The sequence below is a fragment of the Cellulophaga sp. F20128 genome, assembly GCF_023015805.1.
In the GTDB taxonomy this organism is placed as follows: domain Bacteria; phylum Bacteroidota; class Bacteroidia; order Flavobacteriales; family Flavobacteriaceae; genus Cellulophaga.
This window is the reverse complement of the sequence record NZ_JALKBA010000003.1, coordinates 1-20466: the sequence shown is the minus strand read 5'-3', so window position 1 is coordinate 20466 and position 20466 is coordinate 1. Positions and strand designations below refer to the sequence as shown.

Below are 20466 nucleotides of genomic sequence, written 5' to 3'. Positions count from 1 at the left end.
TCAGTTTTAAAGTAGTTGTAGATTTTGATTAGAAAATAATTTAAGGCTGTATCGAAATGTCAATTTGATTCAATACAGATGTGTATAAATCAATGTTATTATCTGGGGAATCAATAGATATGATTAAACTATATCGAACAGCGTTGTTATAACGTTCCAATTTTTTTCTCGTTTTCCACCAACCGTTTACAGGGTTTATTGCTATGACATTTCGGGTTGCAAGTTCAGCCGCACTACCTTTCCAAATATCCTTATGAATAGAACCTTTGTCTCGAATTTGAGCACCAACAATCCAAGATTCGCCTGGATAAGAACCGTTGCTATCTTCGTCTCTTGCCTCCCTGTTAACTCTTTCACGAAAATTCTCGAAAGATTCTCCTGCATCAATCATTTTGAATCTTAAGCCGTGGGATTGATAGTAGTAGGATTGTGTATATTGTTTGTTTCCCGGATTAGGCTCAATAAAATAGCACAACGTAATCGTAAGACTAACCTCATTATCAAAAAGTTCGGTTAAAACTTCCGCAGGCCAAGGTAATTCGTGCAAGTGCATATCGTTAGTCTTGACGGCACTTCCATCAAGTCTGTAAGGTGTCAAGGATTCTTGAGCAATAAGTGTCAAAGAATTATTAGCGCTTCTGACTGCTTTTTGAAAATCGGGAACTCCATACCCATATATTCTTAACAACTCTTTCAGTTCTGTTTTGGGCAATTCACTAATGTTACGATTTCCTAACATTTCAGGAGTCCAATTTGCGGAGTGAACTAAAAGTCCTTTTATAGTTTCAGGCCATAATGCGGGATATTGAGAAGTTAACAATGCCGCATATCTTGATGCCATACCAGTTGCACCACTTGTATCTCCAAAGCTGAATAATGGCTCTGTCCTAAAGTTTTTTCCGATTGAAAGCAAACGTAGCGAATCAGGGTCAATAAGTCCGTTGTTATGAATGCCATAATTACCGCCTTCCATTACCAATTCAGGTTTAATTGCCCAACTATTATCCCAAGAGAGTGAAGTACTATTGCTTGGAGACATACCACCTGCATTAACTAATGGGGTTGCACCTCTAAATATATTCTGGTCAATTACAGTTTTTAGTGTGTATGCTCCAATTGTAAGTGCATTGAATGCTTGCCCTGGGTCGTGTATGGATTCTTCAAAATTCTTACTTGGATATTCAGTAACATAATTAATTACGGTATTTCCACCTGAAACACAAAACGTGGATTTGTCATTCGATGTACCTTCCTCGCCAAAAGCGATTTTATCTACTGCACTTGACCAAGAGGATGGTTTTCCTCTATCTCGACCATCGGTAGCTGTAATGGCCATTGTAATAATCCTCTTATTTAATGGATTCAGTATAATTGCTCTCGCAACTGCTTCTTCGGTAACAGCACCGTATAGTTCAGGTTGATGTGGGTTATTGGGATGAATAAGTTTAACAGATTCAAGACGATGGAAAATTTCTATATTCGAAGTGTCTTGAATGATATCGGTAAGGTCGCCATATAGAATTGACCCAGCCATTGGAGTGCCGTGACCGTGGCTGTGCGTGTCGGCTGTACCCCATTCAGATTTTATAGAATCCATATTATCTTCAGGAAGGAAATCTTCTAAAAGTGGATGTCCTCTATTTACCCCAGTATCTAAAATGCAAACGATTACTGAATCGTTCGTGGTCCTATTTATTGTACGATTTTTAAGGTCCTGAACCCAATCATTGGCATCATCACTTTCAAGACCTGTGAAAAAATCTGCTGCTTCCTTGGGTTTTCTTAACTCGGCAAGCTTATCTGAATATAAGATTGACGTCGAAAGTGTTCTTGCAGTAGTACGCACCATACGTACAATATGTTCAGGAAACAGCAATCTACGTTCAGCAACTTCAATAAGGTGGTCAAGAAAAGTATTTATAATACTTTCATCTTCACGAGCATCATTTTGAGTATCCTCTCTTCTCAACCAAATTTCCCACCACACCTCTTCCTCTTGGCCTGGAAATTCAATTTCATCCTCTTGCCAAAAACTCGCTAAAGTTGCTTGCTGTATTGCAGCAATATTATTCAGCAGTTTTTTGTTTTTGGGATTACCTAAAGGACTATCCTTTTCAGGATTCAAATAAGCTTCAATCTTTTTGAGAAATTTTGAAATTCCATTGGTGTTTAAATAAACACAAGCTCTGTATAGTCTTTGTTCTTGACCGTCAATGACAACCTTTTCTAATTTTGAGGAAACAAATCTATGGTCGCCACTTACACCATCTTCAAAACTATCAAACGCAAGTAAACAATCCTTTTCAGAAACAAATTCCAAATAAACAAAATCATTGTCTGAATGTTGATTGAATGCCCTAATTGCCATACCCAATTGTGCCATTAAGGCGTTGCCGTGGGAATTTCTATTTCTATCAATCGGGATTACACGGTCTCGACCTCTATTTGGACTTGTGTATTGCTCGGTAGATACAAAACCAGAAATAATTATGTGTTCTAAATTTCTTGGCATTTATCTATTAATAGGGATTCTTTTTATTCTTAATGAATTTAAGAAGGGTTGTAGAGGCAACATTTTTTGAATTATGGACAATCATTTCTTTGATAGCATCTTTACATGCATTTGAAATATCTGCAAAACTTAAACCTACTGCCTCTTTAGCAATTGCGTTTATAGATTTACCTTTTTCAATGGAGTAGCCCTTGAGTTGTGCTGCAATTAATTGTGATATTTCTTTATCATTTGGAAGGGGATATTGTATTATATCGTCGAACCTTCTAAATAAAGCTTTATCGAGTGATTCCGGTATATTAGTCGCAGCAATTATTAAACTGTTTGACTTGTCTTTCTCAATATTCATCAAGAAACTATTTAAAACTCTTTTTATTTCCCCAACTTCATTTCCGTAGCTTCGATTAGAGCCAATAGAATCAAATTCATCGAATAGGTAAACGGCTCTATGCTGATACATAGAGTCAAATATTAATTTTAGTTTGGAGATTGATTCTCCCATATATCTAGAAATCAATCCATCCAAACGAATTACAAATAAAGGAATTTCTAAATCTCCAGCAATTGCCTTGGCTGTCATTGTTTTTCCGCAACCCGGAGGTCCTACAAGCATTAGTTTTCTTCTCGGCTCTAAATTGTGCTGTAAAAGTTGGTCGAATTTTTGCTGTTCTGAAAGAATTCGTTTTATCGCTTCGGAAACTTGTTCCGTCAAGACCATATCCTTGGTCTTGATATGAGGTCTAAATACTTCAAGTAAATCTTTTAATTCCCTTTGGGCTTCATTGATTGCAAGAATTCTCGTTTTGGAAACTGAATCTACATTTCGTTTAGACTTTATTTTTGCAATAAGTCCTTTCAGTTCTTCGGCAAGTTTAGTATGTCCCTTTTTAGCTTCAGCAGCGGCAATCTGCATTGCGGTGGTGTAAAAACGGTTAGCGTCCTCATCACCATAGCTTTGTAATAATGCTTTTATTTTTTCTGCTGCTGCCAATTATTTTTTTAACAAATGTAGTGAATTTAAAAAAAATTAGAAGGGAAAATTTGTAATCCTTATAAATGTTAGTTTCAAATTAAGCTTTGCACAATAAACACCTACTTCCTCTTATCCCCAGCACCTTTATCAAAAGCAATCAGGTTGAACAATTCACGCATTCGACTACGAACACGATTTCCATAGCGTTCTTCTAACTCTTCTGCATTCAAATTGGTGGTAGCATGCGTTTTAATTTTCTGCTTGGTCTGTAGATATAATTCATATCGAGAGAGAAGGACTTCTCCCATTACGTTTAAGTCTTTGCCATAGAATCGTCCAGCAGGTTCAACGCCCAAATCATCAAAGCAATAGAATTTAGTATTGCCGTATTCTTCAACAGTCTTAAAACCAAGATGGTTAAAACTGAAGGTAATATTCCTGCAAGGAATCATTTCATACGGTCGTTGCCTTGGCACGATATGTCGCAGAAGTTTCATCAAAGTGGTCTTTCCACACCCCACTGGTCCAGAAAGAAGAATGCCCTTTTCAGGGTCTATACCTTCCTTCTGACAATTCTCTTTATCCTTGATAAAATAGTGGCATAGTTTGCGGATGATTACCGTGTCTTCATCATAGATTCTAAATTGTTTACCAAAGAGCGATTTTCCTTTTGCATTCAGATAAATCAGTATTTGGTCAAAATCGTACAGGACGCTTTTACCATCAAATTTTCCGAGTGAATATTCTACACCACCTTCGATAATTTTAGAGGGGTTGTCCATAATCCTTGTTTTTAGTGGTTCGCAAGTTGTCCTTGATTTGGGACGGTTGTTTTTTGTTTGGTTTGTTTTCCTCGGTATATAACTTTGCTCTTTCCATCCAGTTCGTAGCCAAGGAACGCCAATCTCTAATTTCATTTCCATCACTTGTTTGCCAATTTCGAGTTTCATAATGGGCAAAGAATTTTTTTCCTTCATCAGCATTAAAACCTTTTTCAATAAAAAAATCAATAACGGCCTGCCAGCCCTTTGGTTGTTTTATATTGTTTACTTGTTTGGTATTGTTTATAGTAGATACCAATGCTTGTCCACTGGTGGGACGGTACGAGTCCAAAGCTTGTCCATAATTGGGATGGTGTTGGTACACTACTGGTTCACGTATGGGATGGTACTGTTCCGCAAGTTGTTCTAATTTGGGATTGTACTGTCCCGTAACAGGTTCATCACTTGTCCCGATAATGGCCATCTTAATTTTACTGCCCTTGTACGGGTTATTTGAAGGAAAATAGGTGAGGTATTGCCAAGTATCTAACTCAACGATACATCTGTGATACGTGGACTTTGAACCTATTTTGGCACAGCGCATCAAATCCCTACGATTCACAAACATTTCATTGGCAAAACGGCTACTGTTCCATTCATGAAACAGTGCCATATACAAACTGATATGTGAAGGGTTTAACCGGTCATCAAAATAGAAGGTTGAAAAAGCCGCATTGAGTAGCTTTATATAGTTCATCGTTTAAGAATTTAAACCATGCTGAACACGGTTGGCAGTCATTACATTCTGAATTTCTTCGGCATCGTAATAGATGATGCCGCCCACTTTGGTGTAGGGAAGTGTACCATTGATCCGAAGGTTTTGTAAAGTGCCAGGACTTACTTGAAGCAAGTCCATAAGCTCGGAAGATTTTAAATATTTTTTAAGTTTACCTTTGGATTGATTTGTTAGTAGTCTTTTAATGTCATCGAGCAATTCCATTTTGAATTCTCGAAGATCGTCTGTGGTAATGATACTTGTTGGCATAATAGAACGGATTTAATAGAAAGGGACTATCTCATGTATGATTTTAGTTGATAGTCCCTGACCTGATTTGACTTTCGTTCTGCAAAAATGGGAAACCTATTTAGGTAAATACCTATAGTTCAACCCAAGTTGGGTAATTTTTATAGGGCCAAATAACACCTATTTAGATGGGTTTAATGCTTACTAACTTTGTTTTTAACCACTAAATCGAGCAAATAATATTACAATCAATTGTTTTAAATAAAATCCAGACTTGGGTGCTACTTAGGATTAATCATCCAAATCATTAAACCTGCTATTTAAAACAATTATTAGTTTATCTAAGAATTTAGTTTTGCTACATTTTCTTGAACGTATTTCTATAAAAGTATGGTAATAATTTCCCAGATCAATACCGAAAATTTGCTCAAACATCAATGCTATTTCCTTAATATCAGCAGTACCGCTATTGATTGCACCACTACTATGCAACGCATAAATTAGCTCAATTAATTCGGTCTTGCTTCCTGTCCAAAAAAGTTTTGAGGTATGTTTCATAAGGTGAGATTTTGGGTTATCTACGTGTCTTTCTAATTTTTCTATTTCTTGTTGTAAATAGACAATCAGCATATCAAAAGCCATAATCGTGGCCACAGTAGCATCTTGACAGGTTGAAAATTCATCATCAATAAAGAAATGAAACGATTCTGTAAGTGATCTTAAATCTGACTTTCCACGAACAAAATACTGAACATCGAGCGTGGTAGCACCTCTTCGGTAATACTGATAAAACTCTAAGTTATCATTAAAATAAACCTGAAGCTTATTGATTTGATTATTTAAGTATTTTACCTGGAATTTTGTTCCGCTTCTAGGCCGTTTGCTTTCAATATTATATAGCTTTACATAATAAATGAGTTTGCTGAAAATCTGCGGTTTTAAATGTTTAAAAAACCTAATTTCTTCTTCTTCAGTTAAAAAACCTTTTTCAAGCACATTATTTCTTAAGTCTTTTATACACTTTTCTGTTTGCGAAATGCCTTTTTCTGCTTTACACAAAACATCTACATTGCGCGACTCCAAAGTTTCTAACTTTGTCTCAAATTCCGAAATCATTTCTTGGTACTTCACACTACTATACCTCTCAATTAGCTTAAAATAGTTTATTCTAAAATTCCCATTAATTCTAAAGTGTAATTATCAGAAGTTTGTATATAAGCGTATTTCTCTTCTACTACAGCACCTAATTTTCTTTTTTCGAAAGAGGCGGTCATACCCATGTTAATGTATTTAAAGTTTAAGCAAATAGCTCTTTTAATGGTTTGATATAATAATTGACGATAAGTGTAATACTTGTCAAGATTACTATAGTCCATACCTATAAAAGCTGGAACATAAGAATGATTTCCATTTTTATAACAAAACATCACCCCTATCATTTTGCTTGGATTATTCTTAGGACTAATGGTTATGAATTCCCAATTTGGGTGCACTGCCATCGCTTCAAAAAGAACTTGAGGAAATGAAAAAGTGTTTAATCCCAAATTGTTTTGATGTACTTTCTTAAATAGGACTTCCATTTTTTGTAGCTGTTGTTTCCTAGCCTGTTCGCAGACTTCAATATGCAACTCAGGTTCTATCCCAAGTATTTCCTTACGTAAATGCTTTCTGTTTCTCGACGATAATTTAGAACAATAGTCTTCTATAGTTTTATACGCTCCCAAATTAATTTCACAGGCATTTGGCATTTGGACACGTACGAATCCTTGCCCTTGAAAATAGGCGTGTAATGGTTCTTGTTTCGGAAAATCTCGAAGGACTGTCATTGTGGCTTTACAACTTAGTTCTAACTGTTCAACTAGCTGAATAAATGCATCCAAAGCTTGTTGCTTATAAGGGTTTTTGTCATCAATATAAAGGTGATTACCTTCTGTAAAAAGAGATCCTAGACTTAACACTTTTGAAGTGAGGTAGTATGGATTTGTTTTTCTTTCTTCTTCTATTATTTTAGAGGCACTAACCTTAGCCAACATATCATCTTTCCACAATGCAATAGTTAAATAGGTTATTATTATAGGCCTATTCTCCTCATCAGAAATAATGATATATTTGAATATCCAATTGTGTTCTTTAAATGTATTCCCATTAAACACAGACTCCTGAAACTTTAACCCTTCCCAATCAAAAACCCCATGGTTACCTACATAGGTATTCCACAACTGTTTATCCACTTTCAAAATTGAGTCTTCAAGTTGTATTTTTAAATTTTTTACGGGTTTCATCGTTTCCAAAGTGGTATTTAATTTAAAAGCCTTTTTAACACGAAACAGATCGGTATAGGTGTCCTCCAAAGCTTTAGGATAATGGTATACCATAGCCTCTACTAAGCCCTTAATTTCTTCTTTCTCATTATGTCTAGATATGGTTATTCTAACGCCAGTATTTTTAACAGGCACTGCTGGGAAAATACCCAAGTTTACATAATACCCTTCACTCATCAGGCGATTAACAAAGTTATATCCTGTTTTTGGCATACCTGTACCTATAAAGAATACTGGGGAATTATTTTGATCAATCAGCGGTAAATCGGTTTGCTTTAACAAGGAGTTAAAGTACTGAATGCGTTGTCTCAAATCATCCTGGAGTTCATAGATTTCTGATGAAAGATGAATGTCAGCTGAGGCTGTGGCCGCCGCCACGGAAGCGGGTTCCAATTGTGCTGAAAAGGTTAATGGGCCTCCAAATGTTTTTATTTCTTGGTACATCTTTTTATTAGAACAAACTAAAACGGCACCGCTTGCGCCAAAGGTTTTGCTTAAAGTTCCAAACAGTAATACATTTTCAGAAAGCTCTTTAAGTACACTTAACGCATATCCTGTACCATTTTTACCGGTCCAACTCATACCATGAACATCGTCAATATAAAGGTGTAATTGGGGATACTTTAAACTCAATGACTTTAAGTCTTGAATTGGTGCAAAATCACCATACATAGAGTAAATACCATCGGCCATATACCAAATTTTATTTCGCTTATTGGCCAGCAATTTTAGTTTATCTTCCAACATATTAAGATCATTGTGTCGAATCATATCAATAGGGACGCTTCTATTTTTTAAAACTTTTGCAGCACTCTGAACACTCCAATGCACTTGATGATCTAATATAATTGCATCTTGATCGTTTACAGCATTAGGAATAACACCCATATGACCTAAAGTACTGTTCTTGGTTATTATTATAGGATTTTGGTACATCTCGGTTAATTTTTCTTCTAGCCGATTGTAGAGCGGATTTGATATATAGGACTTAGAAAGCGGAAATTGGGTTCCATACCTCTTAATTGCATCTATGGCTGCAGCTTTTAATCGTGAATCCTGCTCCAGTCCTAAATATCCTGTAGTTCCAAAATGAAATAACTTTTTGCCTTTTACACCAATGGTCCGTCCTGTAAAGGTTCCCCCTTCCGCATACAAGTGCATTACCCCCTCTTGTTTTGCATCTGAAAACACTTCATTCACCGTATCTAAAAAATTATTGTGCTTAAATTTCGCCATGACTTTATACTTTTAGTCATATAATTTAATACGTTTTGTAGGAATTTAATTATAACACCTATCCAAAATCCCTTACAGTCAATATTTAATCCTTTGTAGACAAGCAAAAGGCTATATACTCAACGCTATTTAACTGTATTTCAATTAGTTTGTTGATTATTTTGTAAGTTTATACAGAATACCAGTTTCCTAGTTATGCGTAATTTATTTGAAAATAACTACACCTCATATCGGTTCTATGATGGAATATTACATATTATATATCATCAGGGAGTTAGTATTGACTTAGATGCTGCTATCCAAATTGTAAAAGATAGGTTGCAATTACAAGAAGGGCAATCAATACCCGTTCTTTGTGATATACGAGGAATTAAGGAAATCAGTAAATCTGCAAGGGCCTATTTAGCTATCGAGGGATCTATTTTCATAAAGGCTCTTGCTGTACTTGTGGAACCTCCTGTATCTAAAATGTTATTGGCATTCTATATCCGAACCAGTAACCCTCCAATTCCTAATAAGTCCTTTGAGACTATTGATAGGGCATTAGATTATCTAAACGATTTTAAATAATAAACCCTATGCTTTTTAACGTTCTATAAAACTTAAACTACTACAGTGAATACAACTAAAAAAGAAAGAATACAGGGAATTCATAATATGCTATTAGAAATGGCATCAGGGAATTTTTTTTATCGTTTGGAACGACATACTAAGAATGACAATTTAGAAGCTATAAGCATTTCATTAAATATGTTAGCCGAAGAAATACAAGAAATCATAATCCATCAAGGGTTTGCCAATTCCAATAATCCTATGTTTGAAACGGTACAAATGAGTTTTATCCTAGATGAATCTGGAACAATTGAAATGGCGAATCAACAATCTTGTTATCTTCTTTCCTTAGCGTCTCAAGATATCATTGGAACACCCTTTGAAAAAATTTTAGACACAACCTCCCTAGCGAAATGGAAAGTGCTATGGACTAGTTTTCTTCAAAAGAAGAAAACAGAAAGTACGATTGCATTAAAATTTAGAACGAAATCTGGTTTAGTAATTTCGAAAACAGCTCATTTGACGGCCCTAACTGAATCAAAAAAAGAGCAAATTAAAATTTTAATCACCATCATTCTTCACTCCAATCACCAAATAGAATTAGATAATAAATTAAAACAAAGTGTGCATCAATTTTCTACTCATCAAAAGAAAATACACAAGGAAACCCTTGTTAAGCCTGCTAAATCAAAAATTCGATTAAGCTTTGAAGATATCCGTAAAATTCGAGAAGGCCATACTTTCATCCTTAATAATCTTGGTAAAGATTTTCCATCATTAAAAGATTTTGCACACCAATTAGGTACAAATGAATTTAAACTAAAATATGGTTTTAGAGAATTATATGGCACTTCTGTTTACCGTTTTTTAAAGCAGGAACGCTTTAGAAAAGCTCAAATGCTGGTTCAATATGGTGACCAATCGATAAAGTCAATTGCAAATATATCAGGCTTTAAAAGTTTTTCTCATTTTTCTAGAACCTTTAAAAAACGGTATGGTTATACGCCTAGTGAATTGCGAAAAAAATCCTTAAATCAAGGATAAATAACTTCAATAATTGACATTGTGTAAGTAAATCCTTTACAGTCAAAAACTTATCCTTTATAAATAAATTTTAATAGTGAGCTTTACCATATCAAAACAAAAGATATGGCAATTCTTAAAATAGGATATCAGAACATCACAAATAGCATTCGGTTTTTATTCATCCTTCTGTTTGTGTATGCCGCCACGAGCAAACTGTTAATTTATGAACAGTTTACAATGCAATTGGGTAAATCTCCCTTTATTGGAAATTATGCCAATATATTAGCTTGGGTTATTCCGCTTGTTGAATATATTATTGTTGGGTTATTCCTTTTCCCTAGATACTTCCGGGCTGCCTTTTATGCAAGTTTTTACACCCTCATTTTGTTTACTTTATATATCATCCTTGTGCTAAATTTCAGCGCTTCAATTCCTTGTTCTTGCGGAGGCATTATTTCAAAACTAGGCTGGACTGAGCATCTCGTCTTTAACCTTCTCTTTATAGTTTTGTCTCTTACAGGGATCCTATTCATGAAAAAATATAAAAACAATTCTTATTGAAAATATTACTGCGCAGTATCAGGGCAAGACCGAAAACCTGTACAAAAGAGTAGGTCGTTAATTTTTAAATTTAGTATTATGAAAACTACATTTTTTAAAACCGTTTTACCTGCTTTTGCCATGTTGTTAGCAATAAGCTTATCGTTTGCAACAGAAGCCAGCACTATTAGTCCTCCGGCGTATTATGATCATCCTGATTTAGGTGTTCAACCAGTACCTGGGGGCTCAGATTGTGTTCAAGACGGAAATGATGCATGTCTCTTTGGAACGTATCCAATATATGCAGATGAATCTCTTGAAATACCATTGGGTACAAGACCCTAAACGCTTAGGTGTTATTAATTAAAAAAGGTGTCCTAATTGGACACCTTTTCCTAACTAATTCAACTAAATTAAGTTTCAAAAACAATACTGTCTGCTTTAAAACTCAAAATCTTCTGAGCAAACAATTTATTCCTCTAGATTATGTAACTCCTGTAAAAGAAGTTTAAGATGACCACTAGTGATATCATTGCTGGCTTTATTCATTTTCTTTGAAATTTCCTTTTTTAATTCTGTCAATTTATTCCTAAAAATGCTTTTAGAATTCTGTGTATAAGTTGAACGACTTGTATCCCCAATACTGAACTCACCTTTATATTCAAGCCCAAAGACAATACGATCCAAATAGAATTTTTGAATTTCCTGTCTTCTTCTAATCACTGCCACATTTTTAGCCTTCAATTCTTTAAATAAACTTGCTTGTATCTGTGTAACAACGTTTTTAGAAATTTCCTTGTTTAGCATAGTATCCTCCATATGTTCCAACCTTTTCATCCGTTTTGGTGACACTAACTCAGAAAGGAGTCTTATTTGCAGTTCAATTAATTTATCTGGATAGGTAGAGTAACTAATCTCTTTTTTCCATTCAGGATTTGACAACCAATAAGGAGGATTAAAGGCGTGGGTAAGAAAAAAATCTAAGGCTTGGTATTGTTTCTCTATACCAATGGGGGTATACATTCTACCCTCCTGACCTGGTGCTTTATAATTTATATCATATCCACCTATTAAGGATAAAACGTGTCGCATTTGGTTTTGCCATTGTACTAAGATTTTATCATATAATCGCGCTATTATTTCATAATCGTTCTTATCCTTATTTACTTCTGGTAGTAGTTCCATAACCTTCTCCAAGTTTTTCAAAGCCAATGTAGCACTGCTTATCGGATCATTATTTTCAACTACTTCATTTGTGGCTCCAGGGCCAATAATTTCCCCCATAGCTATACTACGTCTATACCAAGGAACAGTATCTTGTTCCCTTATAACCCCTTCTAAAAAGGCTTTTTCTTGAATAGAATCTAAGCCATTAAAGGGTGTATATCCCCATTTTATACTATATCGATCTGTTGGGCCTACTTTTTGAAAAAGCAATGCTACGGGAATACTATCTTCTGGTTGTACTAAATTATTGTTTCTGGCATAGGTCATAATACTTGGGGTATGCCCCATTTTTTGCAACCAGTCCTTATCACGAATTTTATCAAATGGATACGCATATTCACCATAATGACCATCCACAAGCCCAAAGGAATGCCCTACTTCGTGCGCGGCCAACGACTTAAGTAATTCTCCTGTTATCTCATCAGGTAATGGATACTGTTGTGCTCGCTTATCCATTGGAGCACATTGAATAAAATATTTATCCATTAAAAATTGCAAGGTGGAGCCCATTAAAATATCAGATTTTAGAATTTCACCAGACCGTTCATCTACTACTTGATTTATACTAGCCCCACCCCCACTTTCATAACCTCTCACATTTCTGTAATTTCCCCAACGAACTATGGAATGATTAACACTATTAAATGATGCCTTTATTGAATTAACTTTTGAAGGTTCTTCCACAACAATAGCATTTTTAAAGCCAGCCGCCTCGAAAGCAGGAAGCCATGCAAGAATACCTGCTCTAATATAAGGCCTCCATTTTTTAGGAATTTCCGGTGATAAAATAAAAACAATAGGTTTTATAGGTTCACTTACGGCCTTATTTGAATCCTTTTTTTCCAAACGCCATCTACCTATGCTTGCGATACTATTTTTCGTTTTATGACTTAAACCACTGGCATAGCTTTCCGCTCTAAAACCCATGCGATAATCAAATAGACGAGGTGCCATAGGTTCAGGTAACTTAAAAAAACTAAAATCAACAGGGATGGTAATTCTAGCTTGGTCTTTAAGTACACCCCAAGTAGTCCGAATCAACACTTCGTTTGAAAGATTTTTTACTTTTTTTACAAAGCTTAAATCTTTTATTATGGACTTAGGGCTGGTCCTATACCATTGGATTTGATCCGTTAAAAGTACATTTGAAATTTCAATAATCGAAGTATGTTCAGTGCTCTTCTCCTTAATAATAGGAAATGTTGCTAAAATACTTCTTGTATTCTCAGTATTATTTGATATTGGAATTTTCACACCTGTTAGAGATTCTACACGTACAGCTTCTAAAAAAATGCGATCTTGAAATCTAGTCCAAATAATATGCTTAGACACTACTATGTCTCCCGTGTTATGGCGTACAAATAGCATTTCTGTGTTTAGTAGCGTATTTGGAATTTCCAAAAGAAGCTTTTCTCCTACCAAATATGCTTTTAGGAAAGGTTGTTCTTTTATAGACTTCGCTACAAGTATTTTGGAAGGATATGCCTTTGGGCTCGATATATGTGCCCATCCCGTGAATTGACAAAGGATACCTAGAAAAATTATATATGATTTCATAAATTTAATGTATTTGATGAAGTTTGCGATTAAGCACTGTCATACGTATTCTCTAATACCCTGTATTTTGGGGTTTTAAATTAGAATTGAATTCTAGCTCTTTTTCCGGAATTGGCAATAAGAGATTTTTATCACTCCAATTCAATTTTATAGGTTCCAATACACTTTTTGCCCTTCCCATACGCTTCAAATCAAACCAACGATGTCCATGTTCCGTGAAAAATTCTACAGCGCGTTCCTGAAGAATGGCCGACAATAATTCTTCTTGTGTTTCGGCGGTAGTATTTGGAAGTTCTGCCCTATTCCGGATCCTATTCAAATCATTTTGACTCCCAGGAATATTCCCTAAATGCAGTCTGGCTTCTGAACGAATTAAATATTGCTCTGCTAGTCTAAAAATTATGGAGTATTCCATTGATTCTTCCACATTAAAAAGTGCTTTGTATTTATGGGCATAGTTAAGGGTTACTAAGCCATCTGAACTTGTCATATTTGATATCCAATGAGTTCGTCGCAAATCACCAGGTTCAAAAGCATCTAATAAATTATTATTCATAGCGTACAATTGACCAGGAATAAAGCGAATGATAAACTGATTGGCTTCAGAGGTATTTCTATTAGAAACACCATCAGGCTTCAATTGCCAAATGGATCCAGAAGAATTTTTAAGAAAAACCTTTTGAATGTTCGATTCAAAGGTATAGGTGTTAATTAATTTAGTTGCGGTAGCTTCTGCTAGTTCCCAATTTTCTGTATATAAGTACATGCGAGCTAACAAGGCATTCGCTACCTCTTTATTAGGTATCACTCTTTCTACTGCGCTGTCTGAATCTTTTAATAGCTCAACAGCTTCAGTAAGATCTGCAATAATAGTATTGTAGACGGTTGCTGCTGGAGTACGAGAAACCTTATTATTTTCTACATAATTTGTAGTTGTAATATATGGAACATCACCAAAAATCGACGTCAGCAAACTGTGCATATATCCCCTTACAAATAAAGCCTGACCTTTAAATCTATCGCGATCTTCCGCAGATAGAGCATCTGAATTCTCCACCCCCTTTAAAATATCGTTTGCAGCATAAATTAGCTTATAAGCTTCACTCCACCAGCTATAGATAATGGTATTAGATGCAGATACGTGGTTTTGATATATTTCTGAATAATTAATATCATTGAGGTAATAATCCAATTCATCGCTATAAAGACCCATCATAGCACCTAAACCACTACTACCTGATACCATGCCTTGATCTCTCATTTTAACATAAATATTTGCAAATGCAGATTCTACCGTAGCTGCATCCTTAAAAACAGTTTCGGAAATTAGTGTATTCAGTGGTGGATCAACTTGTATAAAGTCGGTACAGGATATACAGCTTATTAAAAGTAAAAAAGGCAATAAATTCTTTATTTTAAGAATGACCTTTTCTACGAATTGCTTATTCATAATTTTTAGTATTGTATTTTTATTATAATATTTCATCGTTTAAAAATTTATGGATTAAAAGCTTAACTGAAGACCTAAAGTAATTTGCCGCAACGGCGGTAAAATACTATGGGATGACTGCTCTGGATCTGGACCATCATAACTGGTAATGGTTAAAAGGTTTTGTCCCTGTAGATACACACTAGCATCCATTCTATTTTTTTTTGGATTGGAGAAATTATAGGTTAGTGAAATATTACGAAGTCTAATAAAAGAAGCATCAGAAACTGCAGCATTACTAAATCTTTGATAGGAAAAAGCATTAAAAAAATTGGGATTTAAGGATGCTGTAGCAAGCATAACAGGCGCTGTATCTCCAATTTGTTTCCATCTATCTAATAAAGCAACGGATCCATTGCTTCTATGTCCTGTAACACTTTGAGCCCGAAAACTGTTATAGCCCTTTTGCTTTTTAAACTGGAAAAACATATTCAATGACAAATTTTTGTAAGTGAAGGTATTGGCTAGTCCTCCATAAAATTTAGGAGAAAAGTCTTCAATAATCTGTTTGTCATACAAACTTGTAATATTACCATCTTCATTATAATCTTGAAACTCATACATACCTGTAGTGGCATCAACCCCAAGGGCATTATATAAATGCACAATACTTAATGGCTCACCAATTATAAGTCTATTGGCAAAAGTGGAAGTTTCTAGCTCTGGAAACTTTACTAGTCTATTCTTAGGAACTGTAATATTAAAGTTGGTGTTCCATGAAAAATGCTTACGTTGTATATTTCTCGTAGTTAAATCTATTTCTAAGCCCGTATTTTCAACGGTTGCATCAAAATTACCTGTTAAACTACCAAAGCCTGTTGTAGCCGCTAATGGAATTCCGATAAGTTGATTTGAAGATCTATTTTGATACCATACACTATTTAATAAGAGTCGATCCTCAAAAAGACCCAGTTCAAGAGCTACTTCCAGTTTTTTATTAACTTCCCAACCAAAAAGGGGGTTAAAAATTCCTGAGGGCTCAACTACCGTTATCCCGTTATAATTATTTCCGGAAACCTTATAGGAATCAAGAAACTGATAGTCCCCGATATTATCGCTACCTGTGGTACCTAAACTAGCACGAAATTTGCCAAAACTTAAAAAAGAACTATTTTTTAATAATGATTCTTCTGAAAAAATCCATGCCAAGCCTACCGCACCAAAATTACCAAACTGTTTTGCTGGGCCAAAACGTGAAGAGCCATCGCGTCTTCCTGTTAGGTTTAGAATGTATTTACTTTTTAAGTTTAGATTAATACGTCCAAAAAATGCTTGATATTTATAATTACTATCACTATCCTCAAGTATTTGTAGGCTTTTTGCAGCAGAAATGTTCCTAATTAAATCATTATTAGGAAACCCACGTCCGTTTATGACCACTTGTTCCGTAGTTTGATTTTGAAAGGTAGTACCTAATAGAATATTGAGGTCCAATGTATTCCAGTCTTGTTTCCAATGCAATTGAGGTTCTACAATCCAAGATTGTCTAGCACTACTATTTGTAGTAAGCGATGAGTTATCTATGGGCGTAAAACCAAACCTAGGATTACGAGCACTACTAGGCAATATCCGATACGAATCTAAGTCATAGGTGGTGAATCCTAGATTGGTCTTAAACAATAAATCTGGTACTATCTCATAGGAGATGGCTGCATTTCCAATCAAGGTATTGATCTGTACTTGGTAGTCTTCCTCCAGTAAGGCATACGGATTATCAAAGGTGTTATTTTCCCAATTTAAATCCCCATTTTCGTCAAATATGGCAGGAGCATTAGGCTCTATGGTGTATGCTTCTGAAGTAAGATCTGTGCGAGGTAGGTTATTCTTTTCTCTAGAATAGATGGTAGCGAAGTTTATTTTAAACCGATTGTCTTTAGATTGGTGGTTTATATTACTATGCATTGATGCTTTACCATACTTGGAATCTCCCGGAAAAACGGTAGTTTCATTCTGATAAGCTCCATTAATTAAAAATTGTGTCTGTTCACTTCCACCCGATACAGATAGTTGCATTTTATTTCTATAGGCAGTACCACCAATTAATTCTTTTTGCCAATTGGTATACCGGTTCTGATCCCAATTTTTCACATCAGGCCAAATACGATCATAAGATGGATTTTCAAAAAGAGTACCATAACCATCATTGATAATACCCTCCATGCGCGCCTCTAAATACTGTTGTGTATTCATCAAGTCTAAAAAATGAGATACGGTACTTAATGTAGAACTCATATTTACATTAAACTTTGTCTTTCCGGCTTTTCCCTTTTTAGTGGTAATCAATACCACACCATTTGCGGCTCTAGATCCATAAATGGCGGTAGCATCGGCATCTTTTAAAACCTCAACACTTTCAATATCATTGGGATTCATCGCATTCAATGGACTTATATTTGCTCCATTGATGCCCACAGATATACTTACCGAAGCTAAAGATTCAGAGCCAAAGGGAACACCATCTACAACATACAAGGGTTCGGTTCCTCCATTGATAAAGTTTTTACCGCGAATTTCAATATTATAACCTCCACCAGGAACGGCAGTATTTTGAACAATATTGACCCCTGACAAATGCCCTTGCATGGCCGCTAATGGATTATTGACTGGCTGTTTCTCAATGGTTTCTGCGCTAAGCTTGGCAATATTACCTGTACGTTCTTTCTCTTTCACGGTATAGTAGCCTGCGTTTAGGACTATTTCATTTAATTGGGTAACATCTTCTACAAGCAGTACCAAAATATTTTTCTTTTCATAAACTACTATGGTTTGTGTTACAAAGCCGAGGGCAGAAAAAACAAGGGTATCCTTTGGATTGGCTTGGATTTTAAAATTGCCTTCAAAATCTGATATGGCACCCATTTGTTTTCTAGGGTTCCTAATAGTGACATCTGGTACGGGCATCCCATTCTTATCGGTTATACGCCCTGTAACTAGGGACTCTTGAAGTGTGAAAACCGTTGTAAAACTAGTATTTAAACTAGCTTTAGCATGTATGGTATTGGCATAAAAAAGGGAAATAAAAAGGTAGAAAATAGCGCATAGAAAGCACCTACCCTTAACTATTGAATTATTTTTCATAATTTTGAATTAAGTTAAATTTTAACGAGTTTACTTATGACCTCCTATAAGACCTGACAGAAGTTGAGTAGGAGGTTTTTTATATCTGAGTGTTAGCTATTCATTGGCAGCATGTTTTTTGTGTTTATTTTTTAAAATTTTAGTACAGTCTATCCTTGAGCGCTATGGCAACTGATCTAGTGGTGACTAGAAAGTTTCCAAAGTCTTAGGAAAGCATAAAAACATTAGGCTTTTAAGCGTGGTTTGTCCGGATACAATAAAAGTGTGTGAATCGTTAGTTATGGGATAAGGAGTAAAACGTAATCCGGAAAAGATGTAGCGGGTGTCCCATAACAAGGTAGCCTATATTGGGTTCTTTGGTTTTTTCTTAAAGAGGATATCAAACGCGGTACACTCCAACATGTTTAAATGCTGACGATAAATTTGATGCAGAAAAATACAATAGGTGTGTTTCATACCTCTAATTTAAAAATAACCAAATGCAATACTTTACAAACAAAGCAATGCGAAATTTATACTGAATAGATATCCTTTTAAAACTAAAAAAGGCATGGAACTCAGCTTACTGCCGTAGAAGTACTGGTGTATGAAAGAAAAATAAGTGAGCCCACGTCCTAAGACGTGAGCATCAAACTTACCATTTCGTTCCTTTAAAATTACCAGTTTCCAAGGCGAAATTTAAAGCGAATGCTTCAATTATTTGAAATGAAGAATCGCTAAATGAATAAATTCTGCTACTAATATAATATAAATTTTTTAATTGGACACTATAGTGACCAATATTCGACTTGCTAATGGCTTCCTTTGTTTTATGCCTAAAGATGATAGTACCCAAAAAATATACCTAACGAGCAAATATGTATGTAAATACATAAGTGAGGAGTGGCTTATTGATGGAAAGTCTATGAGAGAATATGGCAAGTTTTATGGTGTCCATAAAAATACTATTGAAAAAATTATGGAAAAAAATGGATATAACCTGCCACTATATACATTATCTATTATTTGTTTTAACAAGGGAATTAGTTTATCCGATTTCTTTAAACTTGTTGAAAATAAATATGGCGACAAACTAAATGATTCATTTATTTTAGAATAGTCCTTAAAACTCATCCTCCTAAAGATTTATTTGATTTTAAATTGGACAAAGACTAATACATATAGATTACCTTTTTACTCTGTTAGAATCCTATAATGAGCAGGGACCAGAAACTATACTAGGTATAATCTAATCATAATGTATTTCATCAAGATGATTTCTTGTTGTCTGTTGGTGATAAACTAAACAGAATTTATGATTACTTCTTTTTTAAAATATCATTTGATTGTTCCAATAAAAGCCCTAGTCTAGTTCTCTAACGCTAATTCATTATGTTTTTATCCTTGAACGACTTTCGTTGATTTGTTTCGTTGAATTCTGCGTTATCTTACTGCCTACCTCCAGAGAACATAAAAACCCAATTAAGACAGATTACCCTAAGTCTTGTTTACCCTACCAAGGTTCTTGGCCCTACCTTTATCATTTATTTAATCGTATTCACATACGAATATTATTCGATGAACATTCGTTTATATGAATACTGCTTATTTATTCGTTCAAAATAACTTTTAGTATCGTTCTTTAATCAACTATTCTAGTATAAGTACCAAGCCCTAGTATCGCAACAGAAATTTATACACTTGTAGCCAATAGATCATTTATGGAAATAAAAGATTTATTATCTTAGGCACATAATGTAGATATAGACAATAGTCTATATCCAATTGTTGTAAAACATTAAAGGATTATGGGAATGACCAGAAGCGAAAGATTAAGGCTTGTTGCTTTTAGAAACTTTATGGAGAAGAAGAAATTAGCCGAGGAAGAGAAACTTAATGACAAAACAAAAAAAATGGAGAGAGGTAACACGTAGATAAAGATTTCTATTTAGTGTTATGCTCAGGATTCCCTAAAAGGGATGCAAAAACTGTTCGAGTTGAACGGATGAACTCATCAACTCTTAAAGCATTACTTAGATTGAAATATTTACAACCCTCTCTCCTTATTTTTAAAATTAGTACTCAGTTAAAATGATAAATAAAAATCCAGACAAAATAATAGATGAACTAATTATTTTGGAATCTAAAAAGAGTAACATCAAGTACTCTTTTTTTAGCAAGCTAACACCTA

The 20466-nt window shown here is 34.8% G+C and carries 15 protein-coding genes; 5 read left to right on the top strand and 10 right to left on the bottom strand.

Translation table 11 applies throughout. The features are described from left to right. Positions 1–40 precede the first annotated feature (40 nt). The 7 genes from MWU65_RS04165 to MWU65_RS04135 form a co-directional block, all read right to left on the bottom strand. Positions 41–2512: a S8 family peptidase gene (locus MWU65_RS04165; RefSeq protein ID WP_247075921.1), complete on the bottom strand. Its 2472-nt coding sequence runs from the start codon at positions 2510–2512 to the stop codon at positions 41–43. 7 nt (positions 2513–2519) lie between these two features. After that, positions 2520–3503: an ATP-binding protein gene (locus tag MWU65_RS04160; RefSeq protein ID WP_247075920.1), complete on the bottom strand. Its 984-nt coding sequence runs from the start codon at positions 3501–3503 to the stop codon at positions 2520–2522. Positions 3504–3604: 101 nt separating this feature from the next. Beyond that, positions 3605–4267 (bottom strand): ATPase, encoded by a 663-nt coding sequence (locus MWU65_RS04155; protein ID WP_247075919.1) that lies wholly within the window; start codon positions 4265–4267, stop codon positions 3605–3607. Beyond that, positions 4251–5003, bottom strand: a complete 753-nt coding sequence (locus MWU65_RS04150; RefSeq protein WP_247075918.1) for a hypothetical protein — start codon at positions 5001–5003, stop codon at positions 4251–4253. The genes MWU65_RS04155 and MWU65_RS04150 overlap by 17 nt, the downstream gene beginning before the upstream one ends. A 3-nt stretch (positions 5004–5006) precedes the next feature. Next, positions 5007–5291 (bottom strand): helix-turn-helix domain-containing protein, encoded by a 285-nt coding sequence (locus tag MWU65_RS04145; protein WP_247075917.1) that lies wholly within the window; start codon positions 5289–5291, stop codon positions 5007–5009. Positions 5292–5561: 270 nt separating this feature from the next. Then, positions 5562–6401 carry an RteC domain-containing protein gene (locus MWU65_RS04140; protein ID WP_247075916.1) on the bottom strand — a complete coding sequence of 280 codons (840 nt, stop codon included), beginning with the start codon at positions 6399–6401 and terminating at the stop codon, positions 5562–5564. A 32-nt stretch (positions 6402–6433) separates the two neighbouring features. Continuing rightward, the gene (locus MWU65_RS04135; protein WP_247075915.1) at positions 6434–8827 is read right to left on the bottom strand and encodes an aminotransferase class I/II-fold pyridoxal phosphate-dependent enzyme; all 2394 of its coding nucleotides are present in this window, start codon (positions 8825–8827) and stop codon (positions 6434–6436) included. Between the two features lie 195 nt (positions 8828–9022). Between MWU65_RS04135 and MWU65_RS04130 the strand changes: the two genes are divergently transcribed. From MWU65_RS04130 to MWU65_RS04115, 4 genes are all read left to right on the top strand, one after another. Then, positions 9023–9397: a hypothetical protein gene (locus MWU65_RS04130; RefSeq protein ID WP_247075914.1), complete on the top strand. Its 375-nt coding sequence runs from the start codon at positions 9023–9025 to the stop codon at positions 9395–9397. 45 nt (positions 9398–9442) lie between these two features. Continuing rightward, positions 9443–10423, top strand: coding sequence for a helix-turn-helix domain-containing protein (locus tag MWU65_RS04125; RefSeq protein ID WP_247075913.1), 981 nt, complete (start codon positions 9443–9445; stop codon positions 10421–10423). A 105-nt stretch (positions 10424–10528) separates the two neighbouring features. Then, positions 10529–10966, top strand: coding sequence for a MauE/DoxX family redox-associated membrane protein (locus MWU65_RS04120; protein ID WP_247075912.1), 438 nt, complete (start codon positions 10529–10531; stop codon positions 10964–10966). Between the two features lie 78 nt (positions 10967–11044). After that, complete coding sequence (locus MWU65_RS04115) at positions 11045–11290, top strand: DUF6520 family protein (RefSeq protein ID WP_247075911.1); 246 nt, start codon at positions 11045–11047, stop codon at positions 11288–11290. 126 nt (positions 11291–11416) lie between these two features. Here the strand turns inward: MWU65_RS04115 and MWU65_RS04110 are convergent, their stop codons facing one another. Genes MWU65_RS04110 through MWU65_RS04100 form a run of 3 tightly spaced genes read right to left on the bottom strand, consistent with a single transcriptional unit; the run spans position 11417 to position 18296 of the window. Then, positions 11417–13729 (bottom strand): zinc-dependent metalloprotease, encoded by a 2313-nt coding sequence (locus MWU65_RS04110; RefSeq protein WP_247075910.1) that lies wholly within the window; start codon positions 13727–13729, stop codon positions 11417–11419. A 52-nt stretch (positions 13730–13781) separates the two neighbouring features. Further along, entirely contained in the window at positions 13782–15179 is a 1398-nt protein-coding gene (locus MWU65_RS04105) for a RagB/SusD family nutrient uptake outer membrane protein (protein WP_247075909.1), read from the bottom strand. A 54-nt stretch (positions 15180–15233) separates the two neighbouring features. After that, positions 15234–18296 (bottom strand): SusC/RagA family TonB-linked outer membrane protein, encoded by a 3063-nt coding sequence (locus tag MWU65_RS04100; RefSeq protein WP_247075908.1) that lies wholly within the window; start codon positions 18294–18296, stop codon positions 15234–15236. 760 nt (positions 18297–19056) lie between these two features. Here MWU65_RS04100 and MWU65_RS04095 point away from each other — a divergent pair. Further along, positions 19057–19395 (top strand): hypothetical protein, encoded by a 339-nt coding sequence (locus MWU65_RS04095; RefSeq protein ID WP_247075907.1) that lies wholly within the window; start codon positions 19057–19059, stop codon positions 19393–19395. Positions 19396–20466: the final 1071 nt, after the last annotated feature.